The 16,800-nt window shown below is 68.7% G+C and carries 15 protein-coding genes and 1 pseudogene; 8 read left to right on the forward strand and 8 right to left on the reverse strand.

The genetic code is table 11. The features are described from left to right. Positions 1 to 131 precede the first annotated feature (131 nt). The 4 genes and pseudogenes from G5C60_RS51210 to G5C60_RS27960 all read right to left on the reverse strand — a co-directional run bounded on the left by G5C60_RS51210 (position 132) and on the right by G5C60_RS27960 (position 5,267). Positions 132 to 620 (reverse strand): annotated as a pseudogene (locus tag G5C60_RS51210) (GNAT family N-acetyltransferase). 42 nt (positions 621 to 662) lie between these two features. Beyond that, complete coding sequence (locus G5C60_RS51215; RefSeq protein ID WP_206440100.1) at positions 663 to 1,481, reverse strand: oxidoreductase; 819 nt, start codon at positions 1,479 to 1,481, stop codon at positions 663 to 665. A 675-nt stretch (positions 1,482 to 2,156) separates the two neighbouring features. Next, a complete protein-coding gene (locus G5C60_RS27955; protein WP_241267124.1) occupies positions 2,157 to 3,017 on the reverse strand; it encodes an enoyl-CoA hydratase/isomerase family protein in 861 nt (286 codons plus the stop codon). 660 nt (positions 3,018 to 3,677) lie between these two features. Continuing rightward, entirely contained in the window at positions 3,678 to 5,267 is a 1,590-nt protein-coding gene (locus tag G5C60_RS27960) for a glycoside hydrolase family 32 protein (protein ID WP_165263723.1), read from the reverse strand. Positions 5,268 to 5,487: 220 nt separating this feature from the next. Between G5C60_RS27960 and G5C60_RS27965 the strand changes: the two genes are divergently transcribed. The 4 genes from G5C60_RS27965 (at position 5,488) to G5C60_RS27980 (ending at position 10,230) form a co-directional block, all read left to right on the forward strand. Then, entirely contained in the window at positions 5,488 to 6,897 is a 1,410-nt protein-coding gene (locus G5C60_RS27965; protein ID WP_165263701.1) for an extracellular solute-binding protein, read from the forward strand. Then, positions 6,894 to 7,880: an ABC transporter permease subunit gene (locus G5C60_RS27970; RefSeq protein ID WP_165263702.1), complete on the forward strand. Its 987-nt coding sequence runs from the start codon at positions 6,894 to 6,896 to the stop codon at positions 7,878 to 7,880. Before G5C60_RS27965 ends, G5C60_RS27970 begins: the two co-directional genes overlap by 4 nt. Before the next feature lie 65 nt (positions 7,881 to 7,945). Continuing rightward, positions 7,946 to 8,824, forward strand: coding sequence for a carbohydrate ABC transporter permease (locus G5C60_RS27975; RefSeq protein ID WP_165263724.1), 879 nt, complete (start codon positions 7,946 to 7,948; stop codon positions 8,822 to 8,824). Between the two features lie 5 nt (positions 8,825 to 8,829). Beyond that, entirely contained in the window at positions 8,830 to 10,230 is a 1,401-nt protein-coding gene (locus G5C60_RS27980; protein WP_165263725.1) for a GH32 C-terminal domain-containing protein, read from the forward strand. Here the strand turns inward: G5C60_RS27980 and G5C60_RS27985 are convergent. From G5C60_RS27985 to G5C60_RS27995, 3 genes are all read right to left on the reverse strand, one after another. Further along, on the reverse strand, positions 10,193 to 11,257 hold the full coding sequence (locus G5C60_RS27985) for a LacI family DNA-binding transcriptional regulator (protein ID WP_165263703.1): 1,065 nt from the start codon (positions 11,255 to 11,257) through the stop codon (positions 10,193 to 10,195). The genes G5C60_RS27980 and G5C60_RS27985 overlap by 38 nt on opposite strands. A 183-nt stretch (positions 11,258 to 11,440) precedes the next feature. Continuing rightward, positions 11,441 to 11,893 (reverse strand): cation:dicarboxylate symporter family transporter, encoded by a 453-nt coding sequence (locus tag G5C60_RS52345; RefSeq protein WP_241267125.1) that lies wholly within the window; start codon positions 11,891 to 11,893, stop codon positions 11,441 to 11,443. Between the two features lie 137 nt (positions 11,894 to 12,030). Further along, positions 12,031 to 12,624, reverse strand: coding sequence for a TetR/AcrR family transcriptional regulator (locus G5C60_RS27995; RefSeq protein WP_165263704.1), 594 nt, complete (start codon positions 12,622 to 12,624; stop codon positions 12,031 to 12,033). Between the two features lie 129 nt (positions 12,625 to 12,753). On the opposite strand from G5C60_RS27995, the gene G5C60_RS28000 reads away from it, so the two are divergent. The 4 genes from G5C60_RS28000 (at position 12,754) to G5C60_RS28015 (ending at position 15,760) form a co-directional block, all read left to right on the forward strand. Next, the gene (locus G5C60_RS28000; protein ID WP_165263705.1) at positions 12,754 to 13,518 is read left to right on the forward strand and encodes a 3-oxoacyl-ACP reductase family protein; all 765 of its coding nucleotides are present in this window, start codon (positions 12,754 to 12,756) and stop codon (positions 13,516 to 13,518) included. A 101-nt stretch (positions 13,519 to 13,619) separates the two neighbouring features. Next, complete coding sequence (locus G5C60_RS28005; protein ID WP_165263706.1) at positions 13,620 to 14,573, forward strand: alpha/beta fold hydrolase; 954 nt, start codon at positions 13,620 to 13,622, stop codon at positions 14,571 to 14,573. A 43-nt stretch (positions 14,574 to 14,616) separates the two neighbouring features. Further along, positions 14,617 to 15,036 carry an ester cyclase gene (locus G5C60_RS28010; RefSeq protein ID WP_165263707.1) on the forward strand — a complete coding sequence of 140 codons (420 nt, stop codon included), beginning with the start codon at positions 14,617 to 14,619 and terminating at the stop codon, positions 15,034 to 15,036. A 325-nt stretch (positions 15,037 to 15,361) separates the two neighbouring features. After that, positions 15,362 to 15,760, forward strand: a complete 399-nt coding sequence (locus tag G5C60_RS28015; RefSeq protein WP_165263708.1) for a nuclear transport factor 2 family protein — start codon at positions 15,362 to 15,364, stop codon at positions 15,758 to 15,760. 680 nt (positions 15,761 to 16,440) lie between these two features. On the opposite strand, the gene G5C60_RS28020 is transcribed toward G5C60_RS28015, so the two are convergent. Beyond that, a complete protein-coding gene (locus G5C60_RS28020; RefSeq protein WP_165263709.1) occupies positions 16,441 to 16,773 on the reverse strand; it encodes a cupin domain-containing protein in 333 nt (110 codons plus the stop codon). Positions 16,774 to 16,800: the final 27 nt, after the last annotated feature.

Genomic DNA, 16,800 nt, shown 5'->3' on the forward strand with positions numbered 1-16,800 from the left:
CCCCTGGTAACTCCCACGCGTCCCCCTCCGAGCCCCTGCACCGCCCCGCCATGGGGGGGTGTCAACGAGAACGACTGTTCCGAGGGCTCGGGAGTTGTGCGGTCCGGCTGTCCTGGTCGGACCTATCGGACCTATGGGAGTTCCTTGCGCATCAACGTGCACACCGTTTCGTAGCGGCGCAGTGATCCATCGGGAACCTGCTCGTCCCACGAGTCAGGTCGGCGGTCGTACGCGACACAGCCCAGTCGCTCGTACGGCGCCCGCGCCCTGGGATTGCTCTCCTCCACGCCCAGCTCGGCCCACCGCAGACCACGGTTCCTGATCCGCAGCTCCGCCGCTTCGACGAGGAACGTGCCGATCCCGCACGACTGCAAAGCCGGATGCACCACCAGCTGCCACAACGTGCCGACACCCTCCTTGATCCGGTAGTCGACGCCCCCCTTCGCCACAGGAATGTCCGCCGGAGTACACACCGCGAGATAGTCGACCTCCCCGAACGGCACCCGCTCCAACTACCCGGCCACGTTGGCCAGGTGGTGCTCGGACCCTGACCATCCGCACGACGCGAGGTCCGCGTGCACGAGATCGCGCACGGACAGCTTCAACACCACACTGATCACCGTCACCTTCACTGCCTCCGACCAGCCGGCAGTCTGCACATCTCAGCCGGCGAGCTTGTTGCTCTTGCGGATCTGTCCGTCGAAGACCCCGGCGGGAAGGACACGGTGCGCCGCGCTGAGGAGCCGGGCGCTCCGGCCGGCGGCGTACCGCACCTTCGGCTTGGACTCGGTGGCGGCCGCGACGATCACCTTCGCGACGACATCGGGGTCGTCGCCCTCCTCGTTGACCGCCAACGCCACCTGGTCGGCGATACGCCGCTGCTCCGCATAGATCTGCATGGGCATGTCTGGTGCGACGGTGTTCGCCTCGAACGAGGATTTGGTACCGCCCGGCTGGACGATAAGGGCCCGGACCCCGTGTTCGCGGATCTCGTGATCCAGGGACTCGGTGTACCCCTCGAGCGCGTGCTTGGACGCCGAGTAGTTGGCCATGTAGGGCGCGGGGAGGAACCCGAGGACGGACGAGATGTTGATGATGCGCCCGCTTCCCTGGGCGCGCATGTGCGGGAGAACGGCCTTGGTCATGCGCATCACACCGAAGACGTTGATGTTGAAGAGGCGCTGGGCCTGCGCGAGAGAGTTTTCCTCGTCGGCGCCCGAGGAGCCGATGCCCGCATTGTTGACCAGGACGTCGATCCGCCCGAACCGCTCGATCACCTGCTCGACCGCGGCAGCGACCGAATCGTCGCTGCCCACGTCGAGGGCGAGGAACGTCACGCCGTCGCGGCGGTCGGCTCCCGACGTCTTCCGGCTCGTTCCCACCGTCTCGAAACCCGCTGCGACGAGCGCGAGGGCGGCCGCCTTTCCGATCCCGGTGGACGCGCCCGTCACGAGTGCCACCGGTCGGGTTGTTGTAGTCATTGTGACCTCCAGAGCCATTAGATTATGATCATAATACTAAGCGTGGGGGCGGGTGGTTGGCAAGTGGTCTTCGGTAGTGAGAGCAAATTGCATGGGGGAAGTGCAAGCGGGGAGCGGTGGATCACCGAGGTGGCCGGGTGCCGCTTCAAAGTGGTGCGGCATTGGCGGCCGGCGGATCTCCATGCTCATAGCAGCCGGGCTGACCGACGGAGCTTCGGCCGGGCTGGTCGGTCCGCGCTCATCTGCGACTCCCCGGAGTCCGTGGAGTCCGTCACTGTAGAGGCCCCGGTGGAGCTGTCCGACGCCCTGGAAGGCACTTGCGTCTCCGCGGGCACGGCGCTGGACCTCGGTGCGTGGGGCGTTGCAGGTGTTCGTTACCGGGGACGAAGTGACAGCTTGGGGCGAGGGCCCTGACGACACCCACCAGAAGAGAAGCGCCGGGGCCAGTTGTCCGCCGAAGGCGTCGGGAACCCCCGGGCACCGCAAGGGGACCGCGCATTTGTGGGCGGCACACCGCGTGGAGGAGACACCGTCGGCTTCGCCGTCATCGCCGCCTCGACACGCGTCAGCTGTTCGGCCCGTCGCACCGTTCCGCATGTGTCCCGACACTGGCTTCGGCAACGGCCTCGAGGCGATGAACCGCCGATCAGGACGAGGTCACCACATCGACCCGATCTACTCGCTGGGGCTACCTCCGAGTCGCCCGGCGGCGAGTGCTCGCGCGTACGTCTCACGATTCATCAGAGGGAGCTCGCCAGTGGCGTCCGTGGTGGCGATGTATGCAAGCATCCGCCCCTGAGCTTCCTTCGATTGATCTCTGACCAGGAACTCGGCGTGCTCGAACTGCAAGCCGTCCTCGAGCGACAGGGAACTGCCGAAGTAGATGGATCGCTTGATGGCTCCGAGGGATTTCTTCGAGCGTAGGCTCAGATACTCTGCGCGCTCGATCGACCGTGCGAGGACCTTTTCCTGTGGCACCACTTCGTCGACCGCACCGAGCGAGAGAGCCTCTGCAGGCGTGAACGGCCTGCCTTCGAGAACGGCGAGCAACGTCTGCTGAGTACCGATCAGACGAGGCAGTCGCTGAGAGCCGCCGCCACCCGGTGTCAGTGCGAGCAGGACTTCTGTCAGGCCGATGACATGCTCCCCGTCTGCCATGATGCGCAGATCACAGGCAAATGCCAGTTCCGCACCGACGGCAAGTGCCGAACCGTTGAGTGCCGCGACGAAGATGGTGCCGCTTGCATTCATCTTCAGGAAGGTGGCATGGAAGCCGTCGAGCTGCAGAAGTGTCTTGAGCCGGGTCATCCCCGCGAGCGTTCTGACAACCGGCACTCGGTTGATGAGTCGCGCCATGCGCGCTACGAGCTTGGCGATGCGCGTGTTGATCGGCGGGAATCCAGTGCCACCTTTTTGCAGCCAGCGCACATCGGAATGACTCAAGAAGCGGTCAGGATGCGTACCGGTGAAGACGACCGCGCGGATGTCCGGATCGCGGTCTGCACGATCGACCAACTCTTTCAGCTGCTTGGACATCTCGGGATCGAACAACGCATGCGGGCCTCCGTCGATACGAGCGACAAGCACCCCCGCGTGGCCCTCGACGGCAATGTGTCCTGCGGGCTGCGAGCTACTTCGCGACGTGTCCATGCGGTCCTCCGGTGAGTTGGCTGTGGTCGACGGTTTCCGGCGCTCGCGCGGGTCACGCTCCTCCTGAGACGGCGACGCAATCTGTGCGCAGGGGGCGTGCCGGCCCGGCGGTCCTGTCCTTGCTTCCGGTTTCGATGATCACGGTCGCCATGTCGTCTCCCGCGGTGCGCGCGAGAGCGCTGACCAGGCCCGACTCTACGGACAGCGAGATGCAGGCGAATCCGTCACCGTATCGGTCACGGAGATGGCGAAGCGCGGAACGCAGGTAGCACGAGCACTCCGGCGGCAGCAGCCATAAAGCTTTCAAGCAAAGGGACCATTACGGACAGCGCCAGGAGCAGGCCGCCCACCGCGCGCCGCGGGCCGCGGGCCGCGGGCCGCGGGCCGCGGTGGAGCCTTCCCGGCGGCGAGGCGGTCCCACATGTGCGGGCGTGGAATCTCGTTGCCCGTTTCCGCGGTGCCGATCTCTGGCTTGGCTCGGTACAGAGCCCTGGCGCGCCGGTCGTCGGCAGCCGCTCGGCCCACCCCGGCCACCTCCCCGTCGGATCAGACCGTGAACTCCCGGATCACCACGTTCCGGAACACCGCCTGCCCGTCGATCGTGAACAGCGCCAGTGCGGTGTCGGACGGGTCGGGGAAGGCCTCGGTCGAGTGCACGTACCGGCCGTCGCCGACGAACATCTCGACGGACGTGCGGTCGACGAGGATCCGCAGGCGGACCGTGCCGGCGGACCGGTCGAACGGCGTGCGGCTCTCCTGCCAGCGGCCGGAGGTATCGGGGCTCACGGTGTAACCGCGGTTGACGAAGGCGTAGTCGCCGTAGACCCCCGCGTCGATGTGCCGCCCACCGTCCGACGACCGCCGCAACTGGAGGCCGGCGCCCGCCAGTTGGTCCCAGGTGATCTCACAGGTCAGCTCGTACGCGGTACCCGTGTAGTCGAGCGGTCGGGTGCCGTCGACCGCGATGTCGCCGAGGTCCACCGTGCGCGACACATGGTCGTCCAGGGCCGCCACCGGCTGGGACGCCAGGTAATACGTACCCGACGCGTGCTTCAGTCGTACCTCGCGGACGATCGAGTCGGTGCCGTTGAAGCCGTCGCACTCGATGGTGGGCGTGGTGTTCGCGTAGTCCCAGTGGTTCATCCAGCCGATCGCGTACCGCGCGTCAGGGTCCAGGACCCCGCTCGCGTCACGTTTGTCGAAGGTGACCGCCGCGTACCAGTCCCAGCCGTGGTCCAGCCACTGGGGATCGGACGCGTCGGCGGTGAAGGTCGTACCGTCGAAGGAACCCGTCCAGTACGCGAACGTGCTCGGCAGCCCGGAGCCCTTGCCGTTGGCGCTGACGCCCAGCACCCACTTCCAGGTCCCGTCGTCCGCCCTGATCCGGAACAGGTCGGGGCACTCCAGGACGCCGATGCCGCCCTTGATGAAGCCGCCGACGTACGTCCACGCCTTGAGGTCGGCGGAGTGGTAGAAGCCGACTTTGTCGTTCTCGGCGAGCAGCATCACCCACCGCCCGCGCTCCTCGTCGCGGATCACCTTGGGGTCGCGGAAGTCCCGTACGCCGGGGTTGGGGAGGACCGGGGCGGTGCCGTGGTTCGTGAAGGTGCGGCCGTCGTCCGTCGAGTAGTACAGGTACTGGGCCTGGGTGACGTCGTCGGGCGCCATGGTGGCGAGGACGATCACCGCGCCCGCGCCGAAGCCCGCCGTGTCGTCCGTGTCGACCACCGCCGAGCCGGACCAGACATCGCCGTTGGGCGTCGTGTCCTTCGGCACGGCGATGCCCCGGTCGGTGAAGGAGACGAGGTCGGTGCTGGTGGCCAGGCGCCAGGTGGTGCCGGCCGTCGTGCCGCCCGTCGAGTAGTCGGGGTTGTAGAGGTAGTAGTAGTGGTACTCGCCGTCGATCCAGACCGGGCGCTGCGGGTCGTTCATCCACTGGTCGGGGACCGTGAAGTGGTACTCGGCGCGGTAGCTGCCCGCGCACGCGGCCGTCGCCTCGCGGGCCGCCGCCACCGCCGGTCTCACGAGGTCCGGCAGCAGAACACCGGCGGCGCCGACGGCCGAGGCCGTCAGCAGCGACCGCCTGGACAGTGTCTCCCCCGGGGTCTCCCCCAGGCCGAGCGAACCCCTCTTCATGCCACGCATCGTGCGGCTCCCTTCCCCGACGCCGTCGTCGGGACACGGCTCATGTGGTCCGGAACCGTATACCTAACTCGTTAAAGGTCAAGCCCTCGCGCACCGGCCGTTCGTCACTTCCCATCCGTACTTCCCATCCGCGCACATCCCTTGACAGGGCCGCAGCGGGGTTCTCATCATCGTGGAATCAATCTTCGGCTAACACGAGTTAGGCTCGCCGATGACCGACTCGCTCCTCTCCCGACGGGCCCTGATGCGCTACGGCGCATACGGCGCCGGAGCCGCCGCTCTCGCCGGTGTCGCGGCCGGCTGGGACCGCCTCACCGCCGCCGACATCCCCGGCCGCGACGACGGCTCGCTCGTCATCGCCACCCTGGGCTCCGCCTTCAACCCCGAGGCGCAGCGCGCCCTGCGCGACGGATTCCGCGAGGCCCACCCCGACATCAGGATCCGCATCAACCCCGTACAGGCCTACGACTGGTCGGACTTCTTCTCCAAGATCCTCACCCAGATCGCCGCGGGCACGGCACCCGACCTCGTGTACGTCGCCACCGAGGGCGTGCAGCTCTTCGCCCAGCGGCTCGGCGTACCGCTGGACAAGTGGGCGAAGCGGGACGCGGCCGAGCTGCGCACGTATTTCGCCGACGTCCATCCCTCGCTGGTCGAGTCGATGATGTACGAGGGGAGCCTCCACCAGCTGCCGGTCGAGTTCAACGCGGCCGACATGTACCTCAACAGCCGGGTCCTCGAACGCGCGGGTGCCGACCTCCCCGACGACGACTGGACCCACGACGACTTCACCACGCTGCTGCGAGCGATGAAACGCAGCAACGGCGACCGGTTCACCCCGTACTTCTGGACCAACCGGCTGTGGGGCGGAGTGGTCCCCTGGCTCTTCGCCAACGACACCAACCTCCTCACCGAGTCCAAGGCCCCCGGCGGCGACTGGCTCTGGAACTCCTTCTATCCCGACGCACAGCGGCGCGGCCGGGGCGGCGGCTACCGGTGGACGACACCCCTGGCCGACTCCGACCGCGTCGTGGAGGTCTACGACTACCTCTCCTCCCTCATCCAGGAGGACCTGTGCACCCGGCCGGAGGGCGGCGACGGCCGCAACCTCGTCGGCGTCTTCTCCACCGGCCGGGTCGGTGTCACGCCCGCGGGCGGCTTCTGGGCGGGCGGCCTGCATGAGGCGGGCATGAAACCGGCCGACTACGACGTGCGGTACTTCCCGCGCCGGCGCACCCGGCGTCACCAGTTCGGCGCCGCCGGGTACGCGATGCTGCGCACGTCGAAGATGCGGGACGAGGCCTGGGAGTTCATCAAGTACACCGCCCGCAAGGAGGTGATGACCCAGCTCTTCGCGGCCAACCAGACCACTCCGGCCCGCCGCTCCATGGTCGACGAGGCCCGCTACCGGGAGACAGGACCGGCCCACTGGCAGGTCTTCTACGACACCCTCGACAAGATCCCCACCACCGGCCCGATCCCGGCCCCGCCGCAGGTCAACGAGGTCGAGCAGCTGCTGATCAAGCACACCGGAACGGCCCTCGCGAGCCCCCGCGCGGTGCGTCCCGCGCTGCGCCGGCTGCAGGGGGACCTGGAGAAGGCCATGGAGCGTGAAGTGTGACGAACACCGAGATCAGGCCCGCGGGGCCGGAGCCCGCCCGCACCCGCAAGAGCCGCAGGACCGGTCAGACCCGTAAGGCATCCGAGTCCACGGCCGCCACCACCATCCGCACCCGGGGTACCCGCCTCCTCGCCGTACTGTTCCTCGCGCCCACCGTCGTCGGCATCGTCGTCTTCACGGTCGTACCGATCGTCGGCTCGGTCGTCCTCAGCCTCTTCCAGTGGGACGTGATCGACGACCCGCGGTGGGCCGGAGCGGCCAACTACCGGGAGACCCTGACCGATTCGACGGTCCTCGTCTCCTTCCGCAACACGCTCGTCTTCATGGTGCTCGCGGTCGCACTCCAGTTGCTGATCGCGCTCGTGCTGGCGATCGCGGTGAACGGCCGGATGCCCAAGTGGCTGCGGTCCGTGTTCCGTTCGGCGTTCTTCTTCCCGCTGGTGCTGTCCGCCGCGTCCATCTCGGTGGTGATGAAGTACCTGTTCAACCAGGACTTCGGCCCCGTGAACTGGCTCCTCGGCACGGTCGGTATCCCCTCGGTCCCCTGGCTGACCTCGGAGAACGGGGCGATGGCCGCCGTGGTCCTGGCGTACGTCTGGCAGCAGTTCGGCTTCTCGTTCCTGCTGTTCGTCGGCGGCCTGAACAACATCCCGAAAGAGGTGCACGAGGCGGCTGCGCTGGACGGCGCGAGCGGGGTGCGCAAACACCTCGCCATCACCCTGCCGCTGCTGTCGCCCACGCTGCTGGTGGCGTCCGTGGTCGGCATCATCAACGCCCTCCAGGTCTTCGAGCAGCCGTACGTCCTCACGGCGGGCGGTCCCGGCGACTCGACGCGCACTGTCGTGATGGTCATCTACGAGACGGCCTTCGAGCAGCTCCGCTTCGGCGAGGCGTCCGCGGTGGGCGTCCTGCTCTTCGCCCTGATCATGGCGGTCACCGCACTCCAGTTCCGGCTCAGCCGGCGTTACGTCCACTACCAGTGAGCCGGGTGAGTCAGATGAGTACGAGTTCCCTCGCGGGTTCGGCATCGGATTCGGCATCGGGTTCGATGCCGGGTCCCCGCACGAGCCCCACGAACCCCACGAGCCCCACCGCGTCACGCGTACGGCACGGCCTGGCGCCCTGGGGCCGGATCGCAGGCCTGGCGCTGTGCGCCCTGTTGACGCTCGGCCCGGTCATCTGGACGGTGTCGACGTCACTGCGCACGCCGGCGGAGTCCTTCGACCTGCCGCCGAAGATCATCCCCACGGACCCCAGCATCGACGCCTACCGCGGGGTCTTCGACCAGATCGACGTCTGGCTGTACGCGCTGAACTCCACCCTGGTGACCGCGCTGATCGCGGTCGGCCAGATGATCACCGCGGGCCTGGCGGGCTATGCCTTCGCCCGCCTCGAATTCCGCTTCAAGAAGGCGCTGTTCGCGCTGGTCCTGGCCACGATGATGGTGCCGTTGCAGGTCACGATGGTCCCGGTCTTCCTGGAACTGAAGACGATGGGCCTGACCGACACCCTGCTCGGCCTCATCGTCCCGGCCTTCCCGACGGCCTTCGGCACCTTCCTGATGCGCCAGTACTTCCTGGGCATGCCGAAGGACCTGGGCGAGGCGGCGATGATCGACGGCGCGGGTCCGTGGCGCGTCTTCCGGTCGGTGTACGCCCCCTTGGCGGCCCCCGGTCTCGCCATCGTCGGCGTGCTGGCCTTCAACTACCACTGGAACGAGTTCTTCCGGCCCCTGATCCTCGAAACCTCCACCGAGAACCTCACGCTGCCCCTGGGCCTGGTCTCCCTCCAGGGCAACCTCGGCACCGGCTCGATCTCCGTCGTCCTCGCCGGAGTCGTCCTCTCCATGATCCCCGCCGTCGCCGTGTTCGTCGTCGGCCAGCGCCCTCTGCGCGAGGGCATCACATCAGCAGGAGTCAATCGTTGAGTTCCGTGAGCCGGTCGACCGACGCCAACAGCCCGCGTTTCAGGGTCCGCCCGCCGGCCAACTGGATGAACGACCCGAACGGCCCGTTCCGCTGGGGCGATCGATACCACCTCTTCTACCAGCACAACCCCGACGCCCCCGTGCACACGAACGTCCACTGGGGCCACGCCTCCAGCCCCGACCTCGCCCACTGGGACGACCACGGGATCGCCCTGCGCCCCACGCCCGACGGCCCGGACGAGGCGGGCTGCTGGTCCGGCTGCGTGGTGGACGACGGTGGTGTACCGACAGCGGTGTACTCCGGGATCGACCACGACCACCAGGGCCTGAGCGCGATCTGTCTCGCCGTGGCCGAGGACGACGGCCTCCAGAAGTGGAAGCAACTGCCGGTGCCGGTGGTCGCCGGCCCGCCACCCGGCCTGGACGTGACGATGTTCCGGGACCCTTTCGTCTTCCGCTTCGCCGGACGCCGCTGGGCGTTGATGGGCGCCGGCCACGCCGACGGCACCCCGTCCGTCCTGGTGTACGACTGTGAGGACCTGTACGACTGGCGGTTCGCCGGGGTCCTGCTGGACGGCCGGGACCCGGCGGCGGCCCGCGCCTTCGGCAGGCGGGCGATCGGCTGGGAGTGCCCGCAGTTGTGGGCGACCCCTGGGGGCGACTGGGTGCTGGCGGTGGCCCTGTGGGACGGCGACCCGCTGAGCACCGCGTACGTCACGGGCCGTCTGGTGGAGCAGGCGGACGGTGGACCGATGTTCGCCGCCGGTACGGGCGGCGGCCCGCTGGACCTCGGCCGTGACTTCTACGCCCCCTCCGTCCTCCAGGACACGGAGTCCGGCCGCGCCCTGCTCTGGGGCTGGTCCTGGGAGTCACGCCCGCCCGAGGAGGTGGACCGCGCGGGCTGGTCCGGCGTCCTCACGGCACCCCGGGTGATGGACACCCACGAGGACGGCACGCTACGGGTCGTACCGGCTCCGGAGCTCGAACTACTGCGAGCGGCTGTCCCGTTCACGACCGCACCAGGACCGCACCGGCCGCTCCCCCTCGCGTACGACCTGCTGGTGACTGCCCGTTCGGCGGCGACCGTGAGTCTGCTGCGGGCCACGTCCGGGGCCGAACTGACCGTGCGACTCGATCCGGCGTCCGGCACGGTGACCCTGGACCGCATGGCCTGGCCACGCTCCCGCCCGGACGGCACGGCCCCCCTGGTCCTGCCGACCCCGCCGGGCGAGACCCTGACCGTACGGATCCTCGTGGACGGCTCCCTGCTGGAACTGTTCGCGGGTGACCGGGCGACGGCCACGGAACGGGTGTACCGACGCGGCGACGACATCGCGGAGCTGACCGTGATGGGGACGGACGTCGAGGTCACGGGCTGGGAGCTGGTCCCACCGAACCCCGCGTGACGACGGGGCACTCCAGCCGCCGGGTGGTGACCGGCGGCGCGGTCCCGCTGTCGATGGCGTCCAGGAGCAGGCGGACGGCCGTCTCTCCCATCGCGCGATGGGGCAGAGCGACCGTGGTGAGGGGCGGGCTGAGGAAAGCCGCCATGTGTTCCTGGTCGTCATAGCCGACGACGGACAGCTCGGCGGGCACGTCGAGGCCCAGGCGCGCGGCGGCATGGAGGACGCCCGCGGCGACCCGGTCGTTGTAACAGACGATCCCCGTGGGCCGCCGGTGGGCGGGAACACCGTCCAGCAGCCGCAGCGCTCCCTCGTACCCGGCGGAGATCTCCCCTCCCGTGCGCACCACCCAGTCCTTCCCGGCGGTCAGCCCCACCGTCCGCAGCGCGTCCCGGAAGCCGCGCAGCCGTTCCGCGGTCGCGATGTCGTCCAGACCGCCCACCAGGGCGAGACGACGGTGGCCCGCGTCGAGAAGGACGCGCGCGGCGCTGCGGCCGCCGGCCCGCTCGGCGGGGATGACGGCCGGGAGGGAGCCGTCCTCGGGGAGACAGTTGGCGAACACGGCGAACGTGCGGTGCAGCCCTTCCGGGACTCGGGCGCGGCGCAACGACAGCGCGGCGTAGATGATCCCGTCGACCCTCCGGTCGAGCAGTTCGGCGACGGCCGCGTCCTCGGCGACCGGGTCCTGCCGGGAGTCGACGGTGAGCACCAGGTGCTCACTGTTCCACGCCATGTCCATGGCCCCGCGCAGCAGCCGCCCGGCGAACGGCGAGGTGGCGATCTCGTCCGTGACCAGACCGATCACGGCGGTACGACTCCGGCGCAGGCCGCGGGCGACCGCGTTCGGCCGGTAGCCGAGCTGTTCGGCCGCCTTGCGGATCTTCTCCTGCGTCTCGGCGGAGAGGTTGCCCTGGGCCCGCCCGTTGAAGACGAAGGACACGGCCGTGTGCGACACCCCGGCAAGCCGGGCGACATCCCGCGAGGTCGCCCGCTCGGCCCCGCCACCCCGCGTCTTCTCGACCCCGCCCATGCCTCGTCCCCACCGACTTCGCCTGATCAGGCAGAGCCTACCCGCGGAAGATGTTGCGGAGCCCGCCACCGCAGACCGAATGGACACCGGGGTGGCACAGCCGCTGACCTCGGCACACCGGGGTGCAGGTCGCCGTGCGACCGTGGACGTCCGACCGCCGTCCCTCGCGGCTGTCAGCACGCCTCAACGAGACTCGGCCTCGACCGCCCCCGACAACCGTCGAGGGCTCCCTGCGAGGCCGCTTTCTCTCGGGGCCGTTTCCTCACCACTTACCGGCCGTGGCCAAGGCACATCCCGGGCGGTCCACACCCCAGAGGATCCCCATCGAACTCTTCGACCGCATGCTGACGCGGGACCGGCGGGCGCTCGACGTGCCGTGCCTGCCGACCCGAGCAGCGGGTTGTCCACGTCGTTGGCGTGCACACCGTCGCCGAGCCGGAAGACGTCGATCGCCACCAGGGCCCTCAGCAGCGCGACGATCGTGCCGACCTGAAAGTAAGTCAGGGCCTTGATCCCGGTGCGGCCGACCTTCTTCAGGTCCGCGACGCCGGCGATGCCACCGATGATCGTCAAAAAGACGATCGGGCCGATCAGCATCTTCATCGCGGTGATGAACGTCGTACCGATCGGCTCCATGTCGGTGGGCAATCCGGCCACCGCCAGCCCAGCACGACGCCGATCACGATCGCCACCAGCACCTGGACGTACAACTGCCGGTACCACGGCTTCGCCGTGATACGCGCGGCTTGCCGGCCAGCCGGCGCCGCGAGGCTTCAGGTGCTCGGCCAGGTGCTGAGTGCCTGGTCGGCGACGCGGTGCATGTCTTCTCGGCTGGCGCCGCCGGCGGCCTGTACGGCGAGGCCCTGCCCGACGGTGTTCACATAGCGGGCGAGGGTTTCCGGGTCGGCGGTGGGAGGCAGGTCGCCCTCGGCCTGGGCTTGTTCGAACCGTTTCCGCAGGGCGGCTACTCCGGCCTCACGGCGTTCGGCCAGGTCGCGACGGACCGGTTCGCTTTCCGGGCCGGCGGCCAGCGCGGACTGCACCAGCAGGCAGCCGCGCGGGCAGCCGGGCGCGGTGTGGGCGTCCACAGCTCCGTGCAGCATCGCCTCGGCCACCTGCCGGGCGGTGGGCAGCTCAAGAGCCGGGGCCACGAAGGCTCCCGGGCCCTCCACATAACGGTCGACGGCCTTGCGGAACAGCTCCTCCTTGTTGCCGTAAGCGGCGTAGATGCTGCGCCGGTTGATCCCCATGGCCTCGGTCAGCGCGGCGAGCGAGGCACCCTCGTAGCCCTCGGCCCAGAACACCCGCATCGCCACCTCCAGGGCCTCGTCGGTGTCGAAGGACCGGGGCCGTCCCGTGCTGGGCATCGAAGTCTCCTTGAGAAAAGTTCGCCGCCACGGAAGGAATCCCGTGGTTGCTCAGGTTAGTGTCATCATGGATATAGTAACCGAGCAGTTCGGTTCGTAAATGAAGTGCTGAAGAAATCGGAGACCCCTATGGGCACCCAGCTCGCCCCCGGCACCACCCGGTCCGGCGTACGGCCCCTCGACGGCAAGAGCGCCCTGGTCACGGGCGGGTCCCGGGGCATCGGTGCCGCGATCGTGCGCCGCCTGACCGCCGACGGCGCCCAGGTCGCCTTCACCTACGCCAGCGCCAAGGAGCAGGCCGAGGCCGTGGCCGAGGCGACAGGCGCCCTGGCCATACAGGCGGACAACGCGGATCACGAAGCCGTCCGGGCCGCGGTCAGCCGCACCACGGAGCATTTCGGCGGCCTGGACATCCTCGTCAACAACGCCGGCGTCTCCCACGCCGCGCCGATCGAGGACTTCCCGCTGGAGGAGTTCGACCGGTTGATCGCGGTCAACGTCCGGGGCGTGTTCAGTGCCGTGCAGGCCGCCGCTCCCCACCTCGGCCAGGGGGGTCGCATCATCACCATCGGCAGCGTCATCGTCGACCGCGTCCCCTTCCCCGGCGCAACCGTCTACGCCCTGACCAAGGCCGCCGTCGCCGGTCTCACCCGCGGCCTGGCCCGCGAACTCGGTCCGCGCGGTATCACCGTCAACAACGTGCAGCCCGGCCCCACCGCTACGGACATGACCCCCGACTCCGGCCCATACGCGGAATCCCTGAAGCAGCTCATGCCGCTCGACCACTTCGCCGAGCCCGCCGACATCGCCAGCGCCGTGGCCTATCTCGCCGGCCCTGAAGCCCACTTCATCAGCGGCACCAGCTGGAACGTCGACGGCGGCATCGCTGTCTGACCGCCCACCCCGGGCGGCCGCAAGCAGGCGCGGTCCACCGGCCTCCAACCGCACCGCCGTGCACGACGACACCCCCCTGCCACAAAGGACGTACCACCACCATGAACGCTTCCACCAAAGCCTCCACGACCGCCCCAGCCGTCGAGTCGGAGGAGCCGCTCAGCCCCGGCTACGACGCGGCGACCAAGGACGACGCCGAGTTCAACAAGTACTTCCGGCACGGCTTCACCACCGTCGACGACGTGCAGATGCACTACGTCATCGGCGGCGACGGCCCGCAGGTCATGGTGCTGCTGCACGGCTGGCCGCAGAGCTGGTACGAGTACCGCCCGATCATGCCCTCGCTGCTGCCCGGCCGCACGGTCATCGCCATCGACCTGCCGGGCATGGGCGACTCGACCGGCAACCCGCCCTCCATGACGAAGACGGTCCTGGCCACGTACGTCCACAAGCTGCTCGACCACCTCGGCCACCGCGAGAATGTGCAGGTCGTCGCCCACGACTTCGGCGTCAGCGTCGCCTACCCGCTGGCCGCCCAGTACCGCGAGCAGGTGTCGGGGCTGTTCCTCATGGACTACGGCCTGGTCGGCAAGAACCTGAAGTTCGCCGCCATCGAGTCGATGTTCTGGCACTTCTCCTTCAACAAGCAGCATCCGCTCGCGGAGGAACTGGTCACCGGCCGGGTCGAGACCTTCCTCACGCACTTCTTCCAGGGGATGAAGACCGGAGTCGGCGAGAACGTGTCCGACGACGAACTGGCCGAGTTCGTCCGGCTGTACTCCCGCCCCCAGGTCCTGCACGCCGGCTTCGAGCTCTACCGGACCGAGACCCAGGACGAGGCCGACAACACCAAACTCCAGGAGACCCCGCTGACCATCCCGGTCCGCATGATCACCCAGGCCGGCCTTGCCGACATGGTCCTGCCGCCCCTCCAGGACGCCGCACCCGACGCCACCTCCGCCGACGTCCCCGGCGCCGGACACTTCCTCCTCCACGAAGCACCCCACCGCGTCCTGGCCGAGATCAACGCCTTCTACCCCAACCCCACCCCCTGACCAACTTCGAAAGCCGGCACACCGCAGTGAGAGGAAAACGCTGATGAACAACCAACCCGCTTCCGCCCGCGATGTTCCAACTCGCGTATTCGCCGCCTTCGACGCGGGCGATATCGACGCGCTGGACACCCTGGTCTCGCCCGATCTCATCGACCACAACCTGCCCCCAGGGGCTCCCTCGGCGATCGAGGGGATGAAGGGGATGGTCGCTGCCATGCGCGACGGGTTCACCGATCCTCACCACGAGATCGTCTACCAGGCCGAGACCGACGACGGCTGGGTCGTCTCCCAGTGGGTGATCACAGCGACCCACACCGGCCCTTGGTTCGGACTGGCCGCGACCGGCCGTGACGTGACCTGCTCCGGCATCGATCTCGCGCGCGTGGTCGACGGCCGGATCGTCGAGATCCGGCACGTCGAGGAGCTGCTGCAACTGCAGATGCAGATGCAGCTCGCCGACTGAGGCAGCAGCAAAGATGCATCAGCGCGGCGTGAGCTGACCAGACAAGGCCCCCGGCGAAGAGTCGAAGTTGTTCGCCCCATAGACCCTTCGCCGGGGGTTCTCATGGCTCACGCTGTTACCGCCTGCAGGGCACCGAGATCGAGCAGGTGGCCGACCGCGGCTCGATCGACAATCCGTCCGCACTCGAGCAGTTCGCCGAGTACCGCGCCGGACACGCCCGCGGGCCGGGTGGCCGAGGCTCGGCGCTGAGCCCCAGCCATAAAGAGCTGGGCCCAAGTTCAGGACGCGTTGCCGCACCGCGTGGCCGAGACAACCGAGGAAAGAGATGTCGAGCAAAGAACCGGACCCCACGAACTTCAGCGTGGTGAGCACCCTGCTGGCCGCGATCGAGAAGGGCGACATGGACGAGGTGCGCCGCTGCTTCGCACCCGACGCGCTCACCTGGCACAACTTCGACGAGGTCGAGCAGGACGTCCATGCCATGACTGCCATGCTCGGTCACCTCTGCGCCCTCTCGACGAGCAGGAACTACGAGGACCGACGCATCACGACAGTCGGCTCGCAGGCGTTCCTGCAGTACACGCTGACCGCGGTGCTCCACTCCGGAGGCCGGTTCCGGATGCCGGCGATGATGCGGCTGGAGGTCGACTCCGCCGGGCTCGTGGCACGGATCGAGGAGTACTTCGACTCGCGCGTGCTCGACAGCCTCGCCGAAGTGTCGTGACGGCCTCCGCGTTCAGCGAGAACGAGAGCACGACTCCCCGGGAGCCAGAAGGTCACGCCGAAAGGCCGGCCCCACGTCGTTCCCGTCACTTGTCGGCTTCGACGCCAACTCCGACACCCTGCCGACCACGTCGTGGGCCGTGGATCGCGGTCCTGCGCTCACGGTGCGGCCGTCGGCCGCCGCGCGGGCGGCCGTGAAGAGCGGCCCCGGCCGGCTCACCGGGCGGACACTTCGGAAATAGGCCGCCGGCGACCCTGTAGGGCCGTTTCCTCTTCGGGCAGTTTCCTTGTCCCCCACCCTGCGAACCAGACGTACCGGCGGCGGCGCCCTCTCTGCTGGTCCGGTATGCGACTGGCCGCGCCAAGGACGTCCACCCGATGCCCACACAACAGGCATATCGGACAACGAATCGCCCCGGAGACACCGTCGGCCTGGACACGCCCGCACCACCCCGGCCCCTGTACGGCCCCTAGGTCTTGACATCGGCCCCTAGGCAGCCGCCCAGACCGCGAGCGACACCCTCGATCATCTACTCAGCCGCAGGTCAGATGGGTTGGAGCTCCCCCGACCGCCGCCGGACCGGTTGAACCACGGCGCAGCGGATTCTCCTTCCGACGCGCAGTGGCTCCAGGCCGGTGGTCTGGACGGAGCCTCTATGACTGTCGGCGCCGGACGGCGTCTCAGCCTGCGGCGACGTAGATCTTTCGCAGGGTGGAACGGACCTCCCACTCGGTCCGCTCCCCCGCGTGCAGGCGTACGACGACGCCGGGGGCCAGTTCGATGCTCTCCCCGGTCTCGAATCGCACGGTCGCGTCTCCGGCGAGTACGACGAAGACCTCGTCGACCTCGACGTCGCGGACCGTACCGGCCGTCAGTGTCCACAGTCCGAGTTCTGTGCCCAGGAACTCGCCCAGGGTCTTCGCGGCTGCCGCCGGGCGTCCCGCGAGGATGTCGTGCTCTTCGAGTGGCAGCTGGTCGAACTCGACCTCGTGTGCGTTGACGTAACGGTCCATCCCGACACCATCCTTGTCCTTGGGTGC

The organism is Streptomyces scabichelini, assembly GCF_011045015.1.
Classification (GTDB): domain Bacteria; phylum Actinomycetota; class Actinomycetes; order Streptomycetales; family Streptomycetaceae; genus Streptomyces; species Streptomyces scabichelini.

What these genes read in the sequence shown, in the direction of transcription:
- G5C60_RS27955 (WP_241267124.1), bottom strand. Translation starts at nt 3,017, where the DNA reads ATGTCCAAGCAGCTGAAAGAGTTGGTCGATCGTGCAGACCGCGATCCG.
- G5C60_RS27965 (WP_165263701.1), top strand. Translation starts at nt 5,488, where the DNA reads ATGACCGACTCGCTCCTCTCCCGACGGGCCCTGATGCGCTACGGCGCA.
- G5C60_RS27975 (WP_165263724.1), top strand. Translation starts at nt 7,946, where the DNA reads ATGCCGGGTCCCCGCACGAGCCCCACGAACCCCACGAGCCCCACCGCG.
- G5C60_RS28010 (WP_165263707.1), top strand. Translation starts at nt 14,617, where the DNA reads ATGAACAACCAACCCGCTTCCGCCCGCGATGTTCCAACTCGCGTATTC.
- G5C60_RS51215 (WP_206440100.1), bottom strand. Translation starts at nt 1,481, where the DNA reads ATGACTACAACAACCCGACCGGTGGCACTCGTGACGGGCGCGTCCACC.
- G5C60_RS52345 (WP_241267125.1), bottom strand. Translation starts at nt 11,893, where the DNA reads ATGGAGCCGATCGGTACGACGTTCATCACCGCGATGAAGATGCTGATC.
- G5C60_RS28020 (WP_165263709.1), bottom strand. Translation starts at nt 16,773, where the DNA reads ATGGACCGTTACGTCAACGCACACGAGGTCGAGTTCGACCAGCTGCCA.
- G5C60_RS27985 (WP_165263703.1), bottom strand. Translation starts at nt 11,257, where the DNA reads ATGGGCGGGGTCGAGAAGACGCGGGGTGGCGGGGCCGAGCGGGCGACC.
- G5C60_RS28000 (WP_165263705.1), top strand. Translation starts at nt 12,754, where the DNA reads ATGGGCACCCAGCTCGCCCCCGGCACCACCCGGTCCGGCGTACGGCCC.
- G5C60_RS27960 (WP_165263723.1), bottom strand. Translation starts at nt 5,267, where the DNA reads ATGAAGAGGGGTTCGCTCGGCCTGGGGGAGACCCCGGGGGAGACACTG.
- G5C60_RS27995 (WP_165263704.1), bottom strand. Translation starts at nt 12,624, where the DNA reads ATGCCCAGCACGGGACGGCCCCGGTCCTTCGACACCGACGAGGCCCTG.
- G5C60_RS28015 (WP_165263708.1), top strand. Translation starts at nt 15,362, where the DNA reads ATGTCGAGCAAAGAACCGGACCCCACGAACTTCAGCGTGGTGAGCACC.
- G5C60_RS28005 (WP_165263706.1), top strand. Translation starts at nt 13,620, where the DNA reads ATGAACGCTTCCACCAAAGCCTCCACGACCGCCCCAGCCGTCGAGTCG.